This window comes from Candidatus Sodalis pierantonius str. SOPE (assembly GCF_000517405.1).
GTDB classification, from domain to species: domain Bacteria; phylum Pseudomonadota; class Gammaproteobacteria; order Enterobacterales; family Enterobacteriaceae; genus Sodalis_C; species Sodalis_C pierantonii.
The window spans coordinates 4303674-4322462 of the sequence record NZ_CP006568.1 but is presented as its reverse complement, the minus strand read 5'-3'; the positions used below and the strand labels follow the sequence as shown (position 1 = coordinate 4322462).

The window sequence follows — 18789 nt, the reverse complement described above, 5'->3', positions numbered from 1 at the left end:
CAAGCCCCAAAGACAGTGCTGCGCGACATTTTTCATTATGCTATGTTACATACATTTTTGAATGTATGTAAATCCAAAGACCACTTCAAAACGGCACTATGGCACGAAAAACCAAACGACAGGCTCAGGAAACCCGCCAGCATATACTGGACGCCGCAATTAAGGCTTTCTCCGAGAGAGGGGTATCCGCCACCTCGCTCAATGATATCTCGGCATTGGCCGGGGTGACGCGCGGCGCGATTTATTGGCACTTCAAAAATAAAGCCGAGTTATTTAATGAAATACTTCACACGGCTGACAGTAAGGTCCGAGATTTTGAAACAGAGTATCAGACAAAATATCCAGACAATCCACTTTATGTGTTAACCGAGACAATGATTTACATTCTTGACGCTACCGTATCCAATCGCCAGTGGCGCGAGCTTATGGAAATCGTGTTTCATAAATGCGAGTTTGTGGGTAAAATGGCGCTGTATCAAGAAGTGCGTTCGCAGCTTTTCGACGAATGTTACGGCCGGCTTGAGGCCACGCTCGGTCGCTGCATCGTGCAACGGCAACTGCCCGCGACCCTGCACTACCGCCGTGCGGCGATCATGTTGCGCGCCTCTATGTCTGGCCTCATGGAAAATTGGTTGTTCATTCCCGGGAGCTTTGATTTGCAGGCCGACTCGCGCACTCTGGTTTTCGCGCTGATCGACATGTTGCGCATGAGCCCGATGTTGCGCTGCGAGCAACACGACGCCCCCCAAACCGTCTGACGGCGTGCCCACGCAAAGACGATCAACGTTTATTCCACCGTATCCGCTTTGCGCAAATAATCATTTTTGACAATCTCCAGCGCCGCCAGCACCAGCTCTGGTGCCAGTTCGTTCTTTTCAAGCAGCATAATCAAATCGACCGCCAGTTTGATTTCGGGGGATTCGTCTTCGAGGGTCACCTCGCGCTCCTGCTCAACTCAGGCTGTAAACTCAAGTATAGAGAATATTATTTACACTCTAAAAGATGAGCAGGTAATCCATTTGTGTCGCCGGGCGAATTTTTTTTCTTATTCGCCCCGCTCGCGCCGCTCTATCTGGTATTCGAGACGGGTCAGCGCCTGCCGGCAACGCTGTAGACGGCCTTCCAGCGCGGCGATTTCCTGCTGCAACTGCCGCGCGCAGGCCAGATCGTCCGCGGCGGCGAGCAGGCTATCGCGATCGCGGATCATCGACAGCAGCCGCCGCTCATAGTCCTGATGCTCGGCCAGGCGGGCGTAAATATCCTCCGGCGCGGCGGCGGGGGCCGCCTGGTGCAGATTTTGCGTGGCCAGTTCGCGGGAGAGCGCCAACATTTGATCGGTTAGCCGCTGGGCCAGCCAGGCCACGCGTTCGGTACGGCCCTGTTTCACCGCGCTGGTCAAATACGCAAGCGTTGCGCGGCTCTCGGACAAATAATCGCCCAGGCGGTTGCCGCGGGTGCTAAAGAGCAGATGATCGAAACGGGATTGCTTCACAACAGGGTGTCCCTGGGCTTCGATGCGTACGGCTAAATCGTTTAGACGGGCGCCAAGAACGGTAATCAGTTGAGATGCGTGCACGCCATTTACCTGTAATGAATGACATCGGGGTCGACTTTTATGATAATACCCCGTCGTTTTCTGCGATGCACAGCATTAACGCGCGGGGGCGGCTGGTGCAGCTTGCGCCACGTCAATATTTGCCTTCTCTGCGTTTGCCGGAGGTTGCATTTTCGCGGCAGTTTGCATAGATTTGGGCGCTTTCGTGCGCGGTCAGTCTTATTTAGCCATGACAAGAACCGCGTTAATGATGAATAAAGGCTTTCCAGGCATACCCACTATGACCGCTACGGAACAACAATTAGCATTAATCAAGCAAAGCATAAAATCGGTTCCAGACTATCCGAAACCCGGTATTTTGTTTCGCGATGTCACCAGTCTGCTTGAAGATCCGCATGCCTATGCCGCCAGCATCGCCTTGCTGGCCGATCGTTATCGCGATGCAGGGCTGACCAAAATCGTCGGCACCGAAGCGCGCGGATTTTTGTTCGGCGCGCCGGTCGCGCTGGCGTTGGGGCTGGGGTTCGTGCCGGTGCGCAAACCCGGCAAGCTGCCGCGTGAAACCATTAGCGAAAACTACGTGCTGGAATACGGTACCGACAGCCTGGAAATCCATAAAGACGCCATCGTCCCCGGCGATAAAGTGCTGGTGGTGGACGATCTGCTCGCCACCGGCGGGACCATCGGCGCCACGGTTAAGCTTATCCGGCGGCTCGGCGGCGATGTGCAGGATGCGGCCTTCGTTATCAATCTGGTCGACCTCGGCGGTGAAACGCTTCTCAACGGTATCGGCGTAACGAGTTACAGTCTGGTGCTCTTCCCCGGCCACTGATGACAACAGCCTCGCGCTGCGGTGTGAGGCTGTGTTAGCATGGCACTCTGTTCCTCCGACGTAAATCGCGACTCATGAGCTATCAGGTGCTTGCCCGTAAGTGGCGTCCGCAAACATTTGCCGATGTAGTAGGTCAGGAGCATGTCCTGACGGCGCTGACGAACGGCCTATCATTGGGCAGGATCCATCATGCCTATTTGTTATCCGGCACCCGCGGCGTGGGTAAAACCACCATCGCCCGTCTTCTGGCGAAAGGGCTGAATTGCGAAACCGGTATCACCGCCACCCCCTGCGGCCAGTGCGATAATTGCCGCGAAATCGAGCAGGGCCGCTTCATCGATCTGATTGAAATCGACGCCGCCTCGCGGACCAAAGTTGAGGATACCCGCGATCTGCTGGATAACGTCCAGTACGCGCCGGCGCGTGGCCGCTTCAAGGTGTATCTCATCGATGAAGTGCATATGCTGTCTCGCCATAGCTTCAACGCGCTGTTAAAAACGCTGGAGGAGCCGCCGGCGCACGTCAAATTTTTACTGGCCACCACCGATCCGCAGAAACTACCGGTGACCATCCTTTCCCGCTGTTTACAATTCCATTTAAAAGCGCTCGACGTCGAGCAAATCCGCGGTCAGCTATCGACGGTGTTGCAGCAGGAGCATATCGCCGCCGCGCCGCGCGCGCTGCAACTGCTGGCCCGTGCCGCCGACGGCAGCATGCGTGACGCCCTGAGCCTGGCCGATCAGGCTATCGCCATGGGGCAGGGGGAGGTTAGCGCTGAGGCGGTAAGCCTCATGCTCGGCACGTTGAACACCGAGCAGCCGCTGGTGCTTATCGAAGCGCTGGCCGACGCCGACGGCGGCGCGATGATGGCGCAGCTTGCGCAATGCGCCGCTCGCGGTATGGATTGGGAAACTCTGCTCCTGGAAATGCTCTCTTTGCTACACCGTCTCGCGATGGGGCAGCTTTTGCCGGACCAACTGAACGATGAGGAAGACCCCGGCATCGTGCCGCGTTTGCGGGAATTGGCCCGTCGCCTTCCTCCGGCCGATTTACAGCTGTATTACCAAACCTTGCTTATAGGGCGCAAAGAGCTGCCTTTCGCACCGGACCCCAGGATGGGGGTTGAAATGACCCTATTGCGCGCGCTGGCGTTTCATCCTGCTGCGGTGGAAGAGGCGGTGATACCGGCCAACGCGGAAAAAAAAACAGCTGAATTTAGCTCCGCCGCCGGCCAGGGCGGACCTGCCGCCGACGCAGCTGTCGCCTCAGGGGCCGCGTCCGCGGATCGCGTGACGTCGCGCGCCGGCGTTAATGCCCCCCCCCTCGCTAAGGGCCGGCCGGGCGCGGCACCGGACATAGCCCCCCTGGCGGCGTCTGAAAGGGTGCCCAGTCCCCATGGGGGGCAAGGGCGCCTCTCTGCGTCTGACAAGGCGGCAGGTGCCCAGGGGGGCGACGGGAGCGATAGCCCAACGCACAATGCGCATGCCGGCCATGTCGCTGGACAGGCGGCACCGGGGCATAAACCGGCCGCTGGCGTTTCTGCGCCAACGTTGACCGGCGGGCAGACCCCGTCTCTACCGGGCGGCGGCGCGCCCACTACCCGGCAAGCCACTGCGGTTGACAGTGCGGATGAAAGCCTTATGGAGGCGTATGCCGCCAGCGGCTTCGATGATGATGAGGCGCAGGCTGAATGGCAGCCGGGGGCGGTAATGCCGGAAAATGTCGAGCCGCCCGCTCCGCCCCCCGGCGGCGATAGTCCATTGCCGGACGCGACCGCGCAGCTCTTGCAGGCCCGTACCGCCTTGCTGCGACGTCAGGAGAGCCAAAAAACAAAAAAGGCTGAACCGGCGCCGGCGCGCCAGAAAGCGGCCGTCAGCGTGCTGGAGCGGCTGACCACCGTGGGCGAACGTGCCCAGCAGCGTCAGCCTGCCGCCGGACGGGAAGATTCGGTGAAAGCGCCGCGACCGGAGGCTTACCGCTGGCGTGCCAGCCAGCAGGCTGAAGCTGAGCCGGCGCCGGTGACCACTCCGAAAGCGCTGCGCACGGCGCTGGAGCATGAAAAAACGCCGGAACTGGCCTTGTCTCTGGCGGAAGAATCTCTGGAACGCGATCCCTGGGCGGCGCAGGTGCATCGGCTGGCGGTACCCAAGCTGGTGCAGCAGCTTGCTCTGAACGCCTGGAAAGAAGATTTGGCGCCGGGCAAGGTCTGTCTGCACCTGCGCGCCTCGCAGCGTCATCTGAATTCGGCGACAGCGCAAAACGCCCTGCGCGACGCGCTCAGCGCCGATTTGGGCGCACCGGTTGAATTAACCGTAACGGAAGATGATAATTCGGCGATGAAAACGCCGCTGGAATGGCGCCAGGCGATTTACGAAGAGAAACTGATGCGGGCGCGGGAAGCGATGATGAACGATTCGCACATTCAAATGCTGCGGCGCTTTTTTGACGCCGAGTTGGATGAAGACAGTATCCGACCCGTATAACCCGCCGCGCTGCGGCAGCATGCCGCCAGTGCGGCCCGACGCAACTGAGAGAGAAGACTATGTTTGGTAAAGGCGGAATGGGCAATCTGATGAAGCAGGCCCAGCAAATGCAGGAAAAAATGCAGAGCATGCAAGAAGAGATCGCGCAGCTGGAGGTGACCGGTGAGTCGGGCGCCGGCCTGGTCAAGATCACCATCAATGGCGCGCACAATTGCCGCCGTGTCGAAATCGATCCCAGCCTGCTGGAAGATGATAAAGACATGCTAGAAGATCTGATCGCCGCAGCGTTCAACGACGCCGCCCGCCGTGTCGCTGAAACCCAGAAGGAAAAGATGGCCGCCGTCTCCAGCGACATGCAGCTTCCTCCTGGTTTTAAAATGCCGTTCTGATGCAAATCAGTCCATTACTGGAGGCATTAACGGAGGCCTTGCGCTGCCTGCCGGGCGTCGGGCCGAAATCGGCGCAGCGTATGGTTTTCCACCTGTTGCAGCGCGATCGCAGCGGCGGGATGCGCCTGGCGCAGGCGCTGACCCGCGCGATGTCGGAAATCGGCCACTGCGCCGATTGCCGTACCTTCACCGAACAAGCGATCTGCACTATTTGCGTGAATCCCCGCCGGCAGCAGTCCGGCCAGATCTGCGTGGTCGAAAGCCCGGCGGATATTCACGCCATTGAGCAGACCGGCCAATTCGCCGGGCGCTATTTCGTGCTGATGGGGCACCTGTCGCCCCTTGACGGTATCGGCCCGAACGATATCGGTCTCAGCCGGCTGCAGGAGCGGCTTGAGAGCGAGCGCATCCAGGAGGTGATCCTCGCCACCAACCCGACGGTGGAGGGGGAAGCCACCGCCAATTATATCGCCGAACTGTGCGCGCATTACGGCGTGCCGGTTGGCGGCGAGTTTGAAATGGTGGACGGCACCACGCTGGCCGGTCGCCACCCGATTAAATTCTAACCTCGTCTCAGGCCGGTTCGCCGGTCGTTGGCGCGCTTTTTTTTCTTACCGCTTGAAATCCCTTCGTCTTAACCCCATTTGTTCATCATTGCCGTCTTTAACCGTCTGTTTGGTCGCATTTGGATTGAGGTAAAACATGAGTATGAAAGGACAAGAAACCCGCGGATTCCAATCGGAAGTAAAGCAGCTGCTTCACCTGATGATCCATTCCCTTTATTCCAATAAAGAGATCTTCCTGCGCGAATTGATTTCCAACGCATCGGATGCGGCGGATAAACTGCGTTTTCGCGCTCTGTCGCAGCCGGATTTATACGAAGGGGACGGCGATTTGCGCGTTCGTCTGTCCTGCGATAAAGAGAAACGCACGATCACGCTCAGCGATAACGGTATCGGCATGCGCCGTGACGAAGTGATCGACAATTTGGGAACCATTGCCAAATCCGGCACCAAGGCTTTCCTTGAATCGATGGGATCCGATCAGCTAAAAGACAGCCAGCTTATCGGCCAATTCGGCGTCGGGTTCTATTCGGCGTTTATCGTGGCGGACAAAGTCACCGTACGCACCCGGGCCGCCAGCGCGAATGCCGACGAAGGGGTGTTTTGGGAATCCGCCGGCGAGGGTGATTATACCATTGCCGATATCGTTAAGTCGGAGCGTGGGACGGAGATCACCCTGCATTTGCGCGAGGGCGAGGACGAATTCCTCGACGACTGGCGCCTTAAAAACGTCATCGGCAAATACTCCGACCACATCGCGCTGCCGGTGGAAATCGAGACGCGGACTAAAAGCGACGAGGAAGGCAGTGACGAAGAAGGCAGCGACGAAGAGGTCGTGACCTGGGAAAAAATCAATAAAGCGCAGGCGCTGTGGACCCGTAACAAGGCCGATATCAGCGACGAGGAATATAAAGAATTTTATAAGCATCTGTCTCATGACTTCAGCGACCCGTTAAGCTGGAGCCACAACCGCGTCGAAGGGAAACAGGAATACACCAGCCTGCTTTACATCCCGGCAAAGGCGCCTTGGGATATGTGGAACCGTGAGCACAAACACGGGCTTAAACTCTACGTGCAGCGCGTATTCATCATGGATGATGCCGAACAATTCATGCCGAACTATTTGCGTTTCGTGAAGGGGTTAATTGATTCCAACGATCTGCCGCTGAACGTGTCGCGGGAAATCTTGCAAGACAGCCGGATTACGCAGAATCTAAAAGGTACGCTGACCAAACGCACTCTGTCGATGCTGGAAAAGCTGGCCAAAGACGACGCTGAACAGTATCAATCGTTCTGGCAAGCGTTCGGGTTGGTGCTGAAAGAAGGGCCGAGCGAGGATCCCGCCAACGGTGAAGCGGTGGCCAAACTGCTGCGTTTCGCCTCGACTCACGGCGATAGCCCGGCGCAAACCGTCGCGCTGGAAGAGTACGTTGGCCGCATGGTGGAAGGGCAAGAGAAAATTTACTATATCACCGCCGACAGCTATGCCGCCGCCAAGAGCAGTCCGCATCTGGAGCTACTGCGTAAGAAAGGCATCGAAGTGCTGCTGCTCTCCGATCGTATCGATGAATGGATGATGAGCTATCTGACGGAGTTTGATGGTAAAGCTTTCCAGTCTGTCAGCAAAGCCGATCCCTCGCTGGATAAACTGGCCGATGAGGAAAACGAAGAGCAAAAAGAGGCCGAAAAAGCGCTTGAGCCTTTCGTTGAGCGCGTGAAGAGCTATCTCGGCGAGCGCATCAAAGAGGTGCGGCTGACGCATCGCTTGACCGATACTCCTGCGGTCGTCACCACTGACGCCAATGATATGACGACGCAAATGGCCAAACTGTTCGCCGCCGCAGGCCAGGCCGCGCCGGAGATCAAGTATATCTTCGAGCTGAACCCGGAGCACCCGCTGGTAAAACGCACCGCCGATCTGGCCGATGACGGCGCGTTTGGCGATTGGGTAGAGCTGCTGCTGGATCAGGCGTTACTGGCCGAGCGCGGTACCCTTGAGGATCCTAACCAGTTCATCCGCCGTATGAACCAACTGTTGAACGCTTAACGTTAGCGCGGCAAATCTTCCGATTAAGGGCGGATTTGCCGCTTTCTCTGCGCGCCACGGGCGTTTTAGCCGCGTACGCGCTTAGGCCGCGCGGAACACGCCTCCTGCTGGTCTCGCGGGTGGTTTTCCCTGGCTGATAGGCGCTAAAAGTTTCCCTTTGCCACGATATTTCCGCGCCACCAGCACGGTTTTGCGTTATGATCGGATGCGCCAGCGGTGGGCCGTTTTCCTCAGGCAAATCCGAAAGTCGCGAACAACCGCCGCCAACGATATCGGTTGCTTGAGGAATGCGTGCCGGTAGTGGTATGGTTTATCGTTTTTTTTCAGATTTTAAAAATACTTTTGGATTAGCAAGGGGATTGACGCAATGCGTATCATTCTGCTGGGCGCTCCGGGTGCTGGTAAAGGCACTCAGGCACAATTTATCATGGAGAAGTACGGCATTCCGCAGATTTCCACCGGCGATATGCTACGTGCCGCGGTGAAAGCGCAATCCGAACTCGGCAAGCAAGCCAAGGCGCTCATAGATGCCGGCAAACTGGTGACCGACGAGCTGGTGATCGCGCTGGTCAAAGAACGTATTAAACAAGACGACTGCCGCAAGGGTTTCTTACTGGATGGATTTCCCCGTACCTTTCCCCAGGCGGATGCCATGAAAGAGGCGGACATCGCGGTGGATTATGTGCTGGAGTTCACGGTGCCGGATTCGCTTATCATCGACCGTATCGTCGGTCGCCGGGTGCATGCGCCTTCGGGTCGGGTTTATCATGTGAAGTTTAATCCGCCCAAACAGGAAGGCAAGGATGACGTCACCGGCGAGCCGTTGACCACCCGCAAGGATGATCAGGAAGACACCGTACGCAAGCGTTTGGTGGAATACCATCAACAGACCGCGCCCCTGATCAACTACTACCGTAAAGAAGTGGATGCAGGCAATACCCGCTATTTCACCATTGACGGCACCCGCAATGTGAACGAGGTCAGCGCCGAGCTGGCCGCTATCCTCGGCTGATTCACCGCCGAATTTTTAGGCCGTTGTTGCCCTCTTCAAGCAGCGGCGTGTGCGGAAACGGTGGCCGACGTCGATAGTTTGCGCGCCGTCCGCTGTGCTCGGCTGGCGCACGGGCCTGAATGGCCGCTACGGCAGTCCCCCTTTTCGCCGTGCGGGCCGTTGATATCGGCTGATGCAAGGACGGCAGTGAGCCTGCCGGGCGATTGTCTCGCTTACCGGGCCGATCGAGGCCACTGGCCGGCGCCGGGCACGGCGGCAGTGTTGCTTATGCTCGGGCGCGGGCCGTAAGCTGGTTAGCTGCGAAGCGTGCCGTCGGTATGAGCCGACAGGCGCTGGTCTGGGCGTTTTGCTGGCGACCCGCTTTCCCACGTCTTACCCTCGAACGACGCACTCTCACCCTACGACCCGCGAACGGTGCGTCCGCGAAGGAATGACGCCATCGCGTACGACGCTCCTGCGCGCCGGCGACATCCAGAGTACGTTGCATCAGACATCACCTATTGCAATGATAATGGATGATAACCATTCTCAAAGGCCGCTTTTCCGCTACAATACCTTCTCCGACAGCGGGTGTAACCCTGATAAATTCATGGAGTTAGCGCCAGCGACGAATTGATAAGGAAACGGCAATGAGGCAGGAAAAATACGGCGTATTGATGGTCAATCTGGGCACGCCGGAAGCCCCCACCCCCAAGGCGGTCAAGCGCTATTTGGCCGAATTTCTCAGCGACAGGCGCGTGGTGGATACACCGCGCGCGCTGTGGTTACCGCTGCTGTACGGCGTGATCCTGCCGTTGCGTTCGCCGAGGGTGGCAAAACTGTATCAAAGCATTTGGATGGCAGAAGGGTCGCCGCTTTTGGTTTACAGCCGTCGTCAGCAGCAGGCGCTGGCCGCCAGCCTGCCGGATGTCGCGGTGGAACTGGCGATGAACTATGGCCAGCCGGCGCTGCCGCAGGCGCTGGCGCGGCTTATCGCCCAAGACATCACCCGGCTTATCATCCTGCCGCTGTATCCGCAATATTCCTGTTCTACCAGCGCCGCGATTTGGGATGCGGTAGCGCGCAGCCTGAAGCGTTACCGCCGCTTACCGTCGATAAGCTTCATTCGCGATTACGCGGCGCATCCGGCGTATATTGCCGCGCTGAGCGCCAGAGTTGCGCACGTGTTTGCACGGCACGGCAGGCCGGATCGCCTGGTGCTCTCTTTCCACGGTATACTGCAGCGCTACGCTGAAGAGGGAGATGATTATCCGCAGCGGTGCGATGTCACGCGCCAGGCCCTGGCCGCGGCGCTGGATTATCCGGCCGAACAGGTGCTGATGACTTTTCAGTCGCGCTTCGGCCGCGATCCGTGGTTACTGCCCGCCACGGATGAAACGATGAAAAGCCTACCGTCGCAGGGGGTGAAGCGGGTGCAGGTGATTTGCCCCGGTTTCGCCGCCGATTGCCTGGAAACGCTGGAAGAGATTCAGGTACAAAATCGGGAAATATTTGAACATGCCGGCGGCAGCGCGTTCCATTATATTCCGGCGCTGAACGACGATGCGGCCCATGTGGAGATGCTGCGTCAGCTGGTTATGGCGGAGCTGCGATAACTGTCCCTGGACGCCTGCGGCCGCATGCAGCCCATGTTTGCGGCTGCCGATGCTCGTGCTTGCGGCTAAAGACAGCTCGCATTTGCGGCTGTCGATGCTTGCCACCTGCGCTCGCCCGCGCGGCCCTAAACCGCGCAGGAAGGCTGCAGGGGCGTTTGCTCCATTTCCCGCTGCAGCTGGGCAATCATACTGTTGGCGATTTCCCGCTCCCCCATCACTACCTGCGTGGCGCCGCGCTCGGTGATGTAGTCCACCTCATCGTCGTAATGTGCGCGGACGATGATGGTCAAATCGGAGTGCTGTTCGCGCGCCAGCGCCACAATTTCTCCCGCCTCAAAACCGTTGGGAATAGTCACGAGCAGCCAGCGGGCGGTGTCCAGCCGCGCCAGCGCCATAGTCTCGGTCCGCGCGGCGTTGCCCAGCATCACATTGATCCCCTGATCACGCAGCGCATCCACGCGGGCGCGGGTATTTTCCACCACCACCATCGGCACGCCCGCCTGTAGCAGCTTTGCTCCAATCAGGCTGCCCACGCGGCCATAGCCCACCAGCAGCGCGTGGTGGCTTATCGACGGCGGTAACGGGGCATTCTCCTCCTGCTGTGGTTCACTGGCATCGCTTTCATTATCGTAGCGGGTCAGATAGCGCTCCAACAGGGCGAACATCAGCGGGTTGATCATGATTGACAGAATGGCACCGGCCAGGACTAAATGGCGCCCTTGTTCGGAAAGCATGTTGAGCGCGATACCCAGACCGGCGAGAATAAACGCGAATTCCCCGATTTGCGCCAGGCTAACGGCGATGGTTAACGAGGTGCGCAGCGACAGGCCGAACAGCTTGACCAACGCGAAGGCCGCGGCCGATTTTCCCAGCAAGATAATGGCCAGGGTCGCCAGCACCGCTAGCGGCTCGCGCAGCAGAATAGTGGGGTCGAACAGCATGCCCACCGAGACAAAAAACAATACCGCAAAAGCGTCGCGCAGCGGCAGCGTGTCGTGAGCGGCGCGATGGCTGAGTTCGGATTCGTTTAACACCACGCCGGCGAAAAAGGCGCCGAGGGCAAAGAAGACGCCAAAGAGCTCTACCGCGCCGAAAGCAATGCCCAGAGCCAGCAGCGCCAGTACGGCGAGGGTGAACAATTCACGGGAGCCGGTGCTGGCGCTTTTGGCCAGCACCCACGGCACCAGCCGGCGGCCCACCACGATCATCAGGGTAATAAAGGCGACCACTTTACCGATAGTCAACGCCAGCTCGCGCCAGAGTTGCGCACTGCCGGTACCCTGGGTGCCGAGGATATCGCCGAAGGCGGGCAACAGCACCAGCGTCAGCACCATGACCAAATCTTCAACGATAAGCCAACCGATGGTGATTTGGCCGCGGCGGCTGTCAATCAGCTGCCGTTCCTCCAGGGCGCGCAGCAGTACTACGGTACTGGCGGTGGACAGGCACAGGCCAAACACCAGACCGTTGAGTAACGTCCAGCCCATGACGGAGGAAAAGAGCATGCCCAGGAGCGTCGCCACCGCAATTTGCGCGATGGCGCCCGGAATGGCGATGTGCTTCACCGCCATGAGATCTTTTAAGGAGAAATGGAGCCCGACGCTGAACATCAACAGGATCACCCCCAGCTCTGCCAGCTCAGGCGCCAACGAAGTATCGGCGACGAACCCGGGAGTAAAGGGACCGACCAGCACGCCGGCGGCCAAATATCCCACCAGCGGGGAGATACGCAACCGATTTGCTGCTATCCCGAGCAAAAATGCCAGGACGAGCCCTCCTACAATGGTATTGATGAGCGGTGTGGCATGATGCATCAGGACTCCTCTGTCATCGGTTGATACAAAGTGTTACATATTCAGTTTAGGGGATCTTGCCTATGAGTGAACGTTTTTTTACTTAAAATTGACAAATAAAATGAAATGAAGGAAAAAACGGTAACGCGCCATTTCTCAAGGCAAATCCTGCGTCGCGTCCTACCGGTGAGCCTGGCGCTGCGGCCGGATTTTGCTTTGCCGCCGCGTGCAGCGCAATAAAATTTCGCTACGATTAGCAAAAAGGCCGCTTTTTCGGCGGCGCAGGCCCACAATGGCGGATTTTCCGCCGTTTAACTGCGCCAACAAGGTATTAAAACGGCGACGCCGCGTGAGCGGCGGTCATTGACGCCGCCTGCGCCGGAGAAGGATAGGAACTGGGGTTAGACCTCGCGTTTGGCTATATCGGCAAACAGGGCATCCAACGACTTTTGCAAATCCGCCGGCGCCAGCTCGATATCCAGGCCGCGCTTGCCGCCCGAGACAAACATTGTCGCGAAGGCCTGAGCAGGCGCATCAATGACCGTCGGCAGGCGTTTTTTCTGGTCAAGCGGGCTGATGCCGCCGACCAGGTAACCGGTGGTTTTCTGCGCCAGCAGCGCATCGGCCATTTCCGCTTTTTTGGCGCCTAGGGCGCGCGCGACTTTCTTCAAATCCAACTGCAGCGAAACCGGGGTGACCGCCACCGCCAGCTGCCGCGCTTCCCCGTTCAGGCAGACCAGCAGGGTCTTATAAACGCGATCGGCGCTCAGCCCCAGTTTTGCACCGCTTCCTCGCCAAAATGGGTTTCGTTGGCATCGTGCTCGTAGGCATGCAGGATAAAAGGAATTCGTTTTTTTTCCAATAACGTGACCGCGGGCGTCATGACGGGATCCTGATGACAGAAGTTCAGGCGTTCAGGGTAGCGCAAGCGGCGGAACGGGTAAATGATTCGCGACAGAGCTCATTGCCGCAGTAGACCCGGCAGATTATCCGCGCCGTAAAGATGCAAGGCGCCCACTGCGACCACATAGGTGCCCGGCGGCAATTGTTGCAGCGTGGATTTCCAGCGATGATTGCGATCGGTCATCAGGTAGCTGTACAGATCGTGACTGAAGGTGGAGGGAAAAGCCTGGCGGACGTCCACCGGCCGACTCTCCAACCACCAGCCGATCATCACCTGTAGCAGGCGCGCGTTGGTATGCCAATGCGTTAGGGTATCGGCCAGCAGCGCCACGCTCTGATCCGGCAGCCGCCGCAATAGCGCCAGCTGTTCCTCCGGCCCCTCCAGTTCGATAACCGGTTGGTCGTTGGCGCGCGCGGCCTGGATCAATTGATAATCGATGCCGAAATCGGCGCGTAACCCCAACCGCTCTGCCTGGCGCGATTGCAGCAGCAGGGCCACGTGCCAGGGGGGCAGACCGTCAAGCGCCGCGAGATCCAACTGATAGTCTTCGCTCAATTGGCATACGCGATCATAGTGGGCAGCGCTGAGTCGATTCGCCAGCGGGATTTGCGCCTCGCCGACGCTCGTTAGCGGCGGGCTGACGGTGATGTCCGCCTCCACGATAAGCGCCTGGGCCTGTTCAAGGCGTTCCAGCAGGCGCGCGGGCAGGGGCGCCATCGCCGACGTTCCCATATGAATACTGCCCACCAGGTGAAATTGTCGCCCCGATGCCAGGCTGACATCCATACCTGGCCAGGGAAACGTCGCCGGCGTTAAATCGCCCAGCAGACTCGCCAGGCACCGTAATACCTTTCCCATGCCTATCGCTCCGGTGCTCATTTGTTTGCTAAGGGTAGCATGAAGCACCGGGGGGACGGTCAGGAATCTGCCGCCGCCGGTTTCACCCGCGCGCCGGCGTCGACGGCGGTGGTGGGTTTGAAGCGGATGAGTCGGTTGGCGTTGCTCACCACGGTAATGGAAGAGAGCGCCATGGCCGCGCCGGCTACCACCGGGCTGAGCAGCGTGCCGGTAAAAGGAAACAAAATCCCGGCGGCAATGGGAATACCCAGCGCGTTGTAAGAGAACGCGCCAAGCAAGTTCTGTTTCATGTTGCGCAAGGTGGCGTTGGCCAGCGCCAGCGCATCGGCCACCCCGTGCAGGCTGGCGCGCATTAAGGTGATGGCGGCGGTTTCGATCGCCACATCGCTTCCGCTCCCCATGGCGATGCCGACTTCCGCCTGCGCCAAAGCGGGCGCATCGTTGATACCGTCGCCAATCATCGCCACCCGGTGCCCCTGGCGCTGCAACGAGACGATCGCCGTCGCTTTCCCGTCGGGCAGAACGCTGGCAATCACTTCGTCGATGCCGACCTTATCGGCGACCGTCCGGGCGGTGTCGGCGTTATCGCCCGTTAACATGACAAGCCGATATCCCGTCGCCCGCCGCCGCTGTAGGGCCTCAGCGCTATCGTGGCGCAGAGGGTCATGCACCGCCAACAGCGCGCCAATTTGCCGTCCACCGCCAACAGGACCGGCGTGGCGCTCTGTTGCGCCCAGTAACGCCGCCGCGCTTTGCCCGCCGCGGCCAGCATCAGGGCGCGCTGGCTCTCCCAGCCGCTAAAGGGCTCGATAGCCACCACTTGGGGCCGACCCTCGGTGAGGGTACCGATTTTATCGAATACCAGCGTATCGATTTGGCTGGCTTGTTGCAGCGCATCGGCATCGCGCACCAGCACGCCGAATTCCGCGGCGCGGCCGACGCCGGCAATAATGGACATTGGCGTTGCCAGGCCCAGCGCGCAGGGGCAGGGGCAGGCAATGATGAGCACCGTCGTGGCGACCACCAGCGAATAGGCAATGCGCGATTCCGATCCGGCCACCCACCAGAGGGCGGAGTTCGCCAGCGCGATAGCTACCACGACGGGTACAAACACCGCTGAAATCCGGTCGACCAGTTGTCCTATGGCGGGTTTGCTGCTCTGCGCCTGCCGCACCAGCCGGATGATTCTGGCGAGCGTGGTCTGATTCCCGGTAGCTTGGGCGGTGAATAACACGCTGCCGTCCGCCACGACGGTGCCGGCATGCACCCGATCGCCGGCCTGTTTATGCCGCGCCGCCGGCTCGCCGGTCAGCATGGACTCATCCAGCCAGACTTCTCCCTGGAAAATATCGCCATCCACCGGCACCCGGTCGCCGCTGGTCAGACGCAGCGTCATACCCGGCGCTACCTGCGCCAGCGGCGTCAAATGCTCCCGATCGTCCACCACGACCCGTGCGCTGGGCGGCGTCAGATCCAACAGCCGCGCCAGCGCGCCGGACGCATGCTGGCGCGCGCGGCTCTCCAGGGCGTGGCCTAGATTAATCAAACCGATAATCATGGCGCCAGCTTCAAAATAGAGGTGCCGGGCCATGGTGGGAAACGCCAGCGGCCAGATCACCACGCTGATAGAATAAAGCCAAGCGGCGCCGGTCCCGAGCGCGACCAGCGTATCCATCGTCGCGCTGCCGTTGCGCAAACTGTTGGTGGCGCTGCGGTAAAAGTGGCCGCCGGCGACGACCATGACCACCAGCGTTAGCAGGCCCACCGCCAACCAGGGTAGGCGGGTGGTGGGCGTCAGCGCCATGCTGCCGCCCAATAACCCCCAGGCCATCAGCGGTACACCGAGCGCCAGCGCCGACTGTCGGCTGTAGCGCCGCGTCGCCCGCTCAGCGGTTTGCTGTTGCCGGCGGCGGCGTTCGTCCTCATCCTGGACCACTTCGGCGCCGTAGCCGGCCTGTTGCACCGCCGCGAGCAAGGCGTGAGGGGCCGGCGATCCCATGACCAGCGCGCTGCGCTCGGCCAGATTGACCCGCGCCCGCGTCACGCCGGGCACCAACGCCAACGCGCGCTCGACCCGCGTCACGCAGCTGGCGCAGCTCATGCCGTCGATAAGTAATTGCAGGCTATCGTCCGCCGGCGACCGCTCGCGGGAGTCTGCCGGTGGCGAGCTGGAGTGCGCCAAAACCGTTTTCGCCGTGCCGCCGCGATGCGACCTCGACAGCCAGAACGAAGTTATTGTGAAACGGCGCGGCGCACGCGCAGCGTAATCCCCTCCCGTCGTCGCGTACACTTCCACCCAGGTACCCGCCGGTAAATCCTCGCTGGCCTGGACGCGCCAGGTGCTGTCGCCCACGCGTAATCGGCCGAACCCGTTGATGAGAGGCTCGGACAGCCGGGTGCGTAGCCCGATGAGCTGCTGGCCGCGCTGATTCAACGCCGATGCCGGACGCGTGCGATCCCCAGCGCGCAGGCGATACCACCACAGCCAGGCCTAGCCCACGGTGAGCACGGCAAAAATCGCGCCCTGCCACTCCCAGCCAAGCGGTACCAGCCACGTCAGTAGCCCCACCAGCAGCGCGGCGATCCCGCTCCATAGCAAATAGCCGCTCGCCCCCAGCATTTCCAGCGCCAGCAGCAGGCCGCCCAGGATCAGCCAAAAATTGTGCGGGTGTGCACGTATCGCCTCTACTATCATCCTTTGCTCCGGCCGGACTGACTTTCTTTGACGAGTTCAGCGATGCCGCCAATGGCGCCAAGCACAGATTACTGGCGTCCAGCGGCATCATGATGACTTTACTGTTGCCGGCGGAGCCGATTTTTTGCAGCGCGTCGGTATATTTTTGCGCCACGAAGTAGTTGACGGCCTGGATATTGCCGGCGGCGATGGAGTCAGAAACCATCTGCGTGGCCCGCGTTTCCGCTTCGGCGGCGCGTTCACGGGCCTCGGCCTGCAAAAACGCCGACTGCCGCTCGCCCTCGGCTTTCAGGATCTGCGACTGTTTCTCCCCTTCGGCGCGCAGGATGGCCGACTGGCGTACCCCTTCCGCCTCCAGAATATCGGAGCGCTTGGTTCGCTCCGCTTTCATCTGGGCGTTCATCGCGGCAATCATTTCCGCCGGTGGGCGCACATCGCGGATCTCGACGCGGGTGACCTTGATGCCCCAGGGATTGGTCGCTTCATCCACGATTTGTAGCAGCCGGATGTTGATGCTATCGCGCTGCGACAGCATTTCATCCAGCTCCATGGCGCCCAGAACGGTGCGGATATTGGTCATGGTCAGATTGAGGATCGCCTGCTCGAGATTACTGACTTCATACGCGGCGCGTGCGACGTCCACCACCTGGATAAAACAGACGGCGTCAATGGTGACGTTGGCGTTATCCTTGGAGATGATCTCTTGGGAAGGAATATCCAATACCTGTTCCATCATATTGATTTTACGTCCGATGCGGTCCATAAACGGCACGACCAGATTCAGGCCGGGTTTCAGCGCCTGCGTAAAGCGGCCGAATCGCTCAACCGTCCATTGATAGCCCTGCGGTACAATCTTGATACCCGCCGCGACCACGATCAAGGCGAGCACGACCAGAACGGGAATGACCATTAACATAAGTGAAGACTCCTTTTCAGTGCCAGAGAATAACGCGCCGGGCAACCCGTCTGCGCTCTGCGGCGGGACTGGTGTTATAGAAGAGAAGATACAACAAAGCGCGCAAGGTTACAGTGATTCACGCAATAAAAGGGACCGGATCGTTACCGTTAAGCGACGCCAGGCGCGTTTTTTGCGATCTTCGCCACCGGCGCATGAGGCCGGACGGCAAAAGAGGACAAGCGTTCGCCATGGCGCGCCTGGCGTGCAGAAAGGTTTAATACAGCAGGGAGTATAGCTGGCGACGGTATTTACCCGCCAGCGCATCGCCGGTGCCCAGTGCCGCCAGAATATCCATTAAGATTTTACGCGCTTCGCCGTCGGCGGCGCCAAGATCGTTTTTCAAATGGCCCATCAACAGCTCCAGCGCTTCCTCATTACGGCCCACCTGATGGAGCTGAAGGGCTAGCTGTACCGCCAGCGCGGTATCGTGCGGCGCAAGTTGCACCTGTTGTTGCAACTGTTGAATTTCCGGCGTATCCGCCGCCTGGTGCAGCAGCTCGATCTGCGCCAGTAAACCCTGGTAGCGCGTATCTTTATCCTGTAGCGGGAACTGGTCCAGCACCGCCTGCGCATCATCGGCACGATTGAGTTGCAGATAGGTTTCCGCCAATAACAGGCCGGCTTCGCTGGCGGGCTTGGGTTCCTGCCACAGCGCTTTCAAAAGCGGCAGCGCCCCGGCGAAATCCCCCGCCTGCACCAGCGCCGTGGCTTCCTGCAATTGCAGCTCGGCGGGATCCGGCAAGGCGCGGGTCAGCAACTCGCGTACCGCCTCTTCCGGCTGGGGCCCCTGAAAACCGTCAAGCGGCTGACCCTCCTTGAACAGATACACGGTGGGGATGGCGCGCAGGCCGAATTGGGCGGCGACATGCTGCTGTTCGTCGCAGTCTACCTTCGCCAGCACAAATTGCCCGGCGTATTCCTGCGCCAGCTTGTCCAGCACCGGCGTTAGCTGCTCGCAATGCGGGCTGCGCTGGGACCAGAAATAGAACAGCACCGGCACCTGCATGGATTGTTCCAGCGTTTGCTGCAGGTTGATTTCGTTAATTTCAACTACCGTGGCGTTTAACATGCAATTTCTCTCAATGGTTTTGGCAATACATGGGGG

Annotated in this window: 13 protein-coding genes and 4 pseudogenes; 8 read left to right on the top strand and 9 right to left on the bottom strand. The window is 59.6% G+C overall.

Going from position 1 to position 18789, the window contains the following annotated elements; translation table 11 throughout:
- Positions 1-98: 98 nt before the first annotated feature.
- Complete coding sequence (gene acrR / locus SOPEG_RS21400; RefSeq protein WP_025246871.1) at positions 99-758, top strand: multidrug efflux transporter transcriptional repressor AcrR; 660 nt, start codon at positions 99-101, stop codon at positions 756-758.
- Positions 759-787: 29 nt separating this feature from the next.
- Here acrR and SOPEG_RS25640 read toward each other — a convergent pair whose 3' ends face one another.
- Positions 788-937, bottom strand: coding sequence for a DUF2496 domain-containing protein (locus SOPEG_RS25640; protein WP_071882037.1), 150 nt, complete (start codon positions 935-937; stop codon positions 788-790).
- A 108-nt stretch (positions 938-1045) separates the two neighbouring features.
- Positions 1046-1576 carry a primosomal replication protein PriC gene (gene priC / locus SOPEG_RS21395; protein WP_025246870.1) on the bottom strand — a complete coding sequence of 177 codons (531 nt, stop codon included), beginning with the start codon at positions 1574-1576 and terminating at the stop codon, positions 1046-1048.
- A gap of 259 nt (positions 1577-1835) precedes the next feature.
- On the opposite strand from priC, the gene apt reads away from it, so the two are divergent.
- The 7 genes from apt to hemH all read left to right on the top strand — a co-directional run bounded on the left by apt (position 1836) and on the right by hemH (position 10476).
- Entirely contained in the window at positions 1836-2387 is a 552-nt protein-coding gene (gene apt / locus SOPEG_RS21390; protein ID WP_025246869.1) for an adenine phosphoribosyltransferase, read from the top strand.
- A gap of 74 nt (positions 2388-2461) precedes the next feature.
- Entirely contained in the window at positions 2462-4870 is a 2409-nt protein-coding gene (dnaX, locus tag SOPEG_RS21385; protein ID WP_025246868.1) for a DNA polymerase III subunit gamma/tau, read from the top strand.
- 59 nt (positions 4871-4929) lie between these two features.
- A complete protein-coding gene (locus SOPEG_RS21380) occupies positions 4930-5259 on the top strand; it encodes a YbaB/EbfC family nucleoid-associated protein (protein WP_025246867.1) in 330 nt (109 codons plus the stop codon).
- Positions 5259-5825, top strand: a complete 567-nt coding sequence (gene recR / locus SOPEG_RS21375) for a recombination mediator RecR (protein ID WP_025246866.1) — start codon at positions 5259-5261, stop codon at positions 5823-5825. Before SOPEG_RS21380 ends, recR begins: the two co-directional genes overlap by 1 nt.
- Positions 5826-5967: 142 nt before the next feature.
- Complete coding sequence (gene htpG / locus SOPEG_RS21370) at positions 5968-7869, top strand: molecular chaperone HtpG (protein ID WP_200867845.1); 1902 nt, start codon at positions 5968-5970, stop codon at positions 7867-7869.
- A 367-nt stretch (positions 7870-8236) separates the two neighbouring features.
- Entirely contained in the window at positions 8237-8881 is a 645-nt protein-coding gene (gene adk / locus SOPEG_RS21365; RefSeq protein ID WP_025246864.1) for an adenylate kinase, read from the top strand.
- Positions 8882-9510: 629 nt separating this feature from the next.
- On the top strand, positions 9511-10476 hold the full coding sequence (hemH, locus tag SOPEG_RS21355) for a ferrochelatase (protein ID WP_025246863.1): 966 nt from the start codon (positions 9511-9513) through the stop codon (positions 10474-10476).
- A gap of 125 nt (positions 10477-10601) precedes the next feature.
- Here the strand turns inward: hemH and ybaL are convergent, their stop codons facing one another.
- The 7 genes and pseudogenes from ybaL to SOPEG_RS21320 all read right to left on the bottom strand — a co-directional run bounded on the left by ybaL (position 10602) and on the right by SOPEG_RS21320 (position 18753).
- On the bottom strand, positions 10602-12290 hold the full coding sequence (gene ybaL / locus SOPEG_RS21350; protein WP_025246862.1) for a YbaL family putative K(+) efflux transporter: 1689 nt from the start codon (positions 12288-12290) through the stop codon (positions 10602-10604).
- Positions 12291-12670: 380 nt separating this feature from the next.
- A pseudogene (gene ybaK, locus SOPEG_RS21345) lies at positions 12671-13152 on the bottom strand (Cys-tRNA(Pro)/Cys-tRNA(Cys) deacylase YbaK).
- Between the two features lie 78 nt (positions 13153-13230).
- Positions 13231-14031, bottom strand: coding sequence for a TraB/GumN family protein (locus SOPEG_RS21340; RefSeq protein ID WP_025246861.1), 801 nt, complete (start codon positions 14029-14031; stop codon positions 13231-13233).
- Positions 14032-14090: 59 nt separating this feature from the next.
- A pseudogene (locus SOPEG_RS21335) lies at positions 14091-16210 on the bottom strand (HAD-IC family P-type ATPase); the annotation flags it as partial.
- 93 nt (positions 16211-16303) lie between these two features.
- A pseudogene (locus SOPEG_RS31240) lies at positions 16304-16723 on the bottom strand (NfeD family protein); the annotation flags it as partial.
- A pseudogene (locus SOPEG_RS21325) lies at positions 16723-17642 on the bottom strand (SPFH domain-containing protein). The pseudogenes SOPEG_RS31240 and SOPEG_RS21325, both read right to left, overlap by 1 nt.
- Before the next feature lie 256 nt (positions 17643-17898).
- Positions 17899-18753: a co-chaperone YbbN gene (locus tag SOPEG_RS21320; protein WP_025246859.1), complete on the bottom strand. Its 855-nt coding sequence runs from the start codon at positions 18751-18753 to the stop codon at positions 17899-17901.
- Positions 18754-18789: the final 36 nt, after the last annotated feature.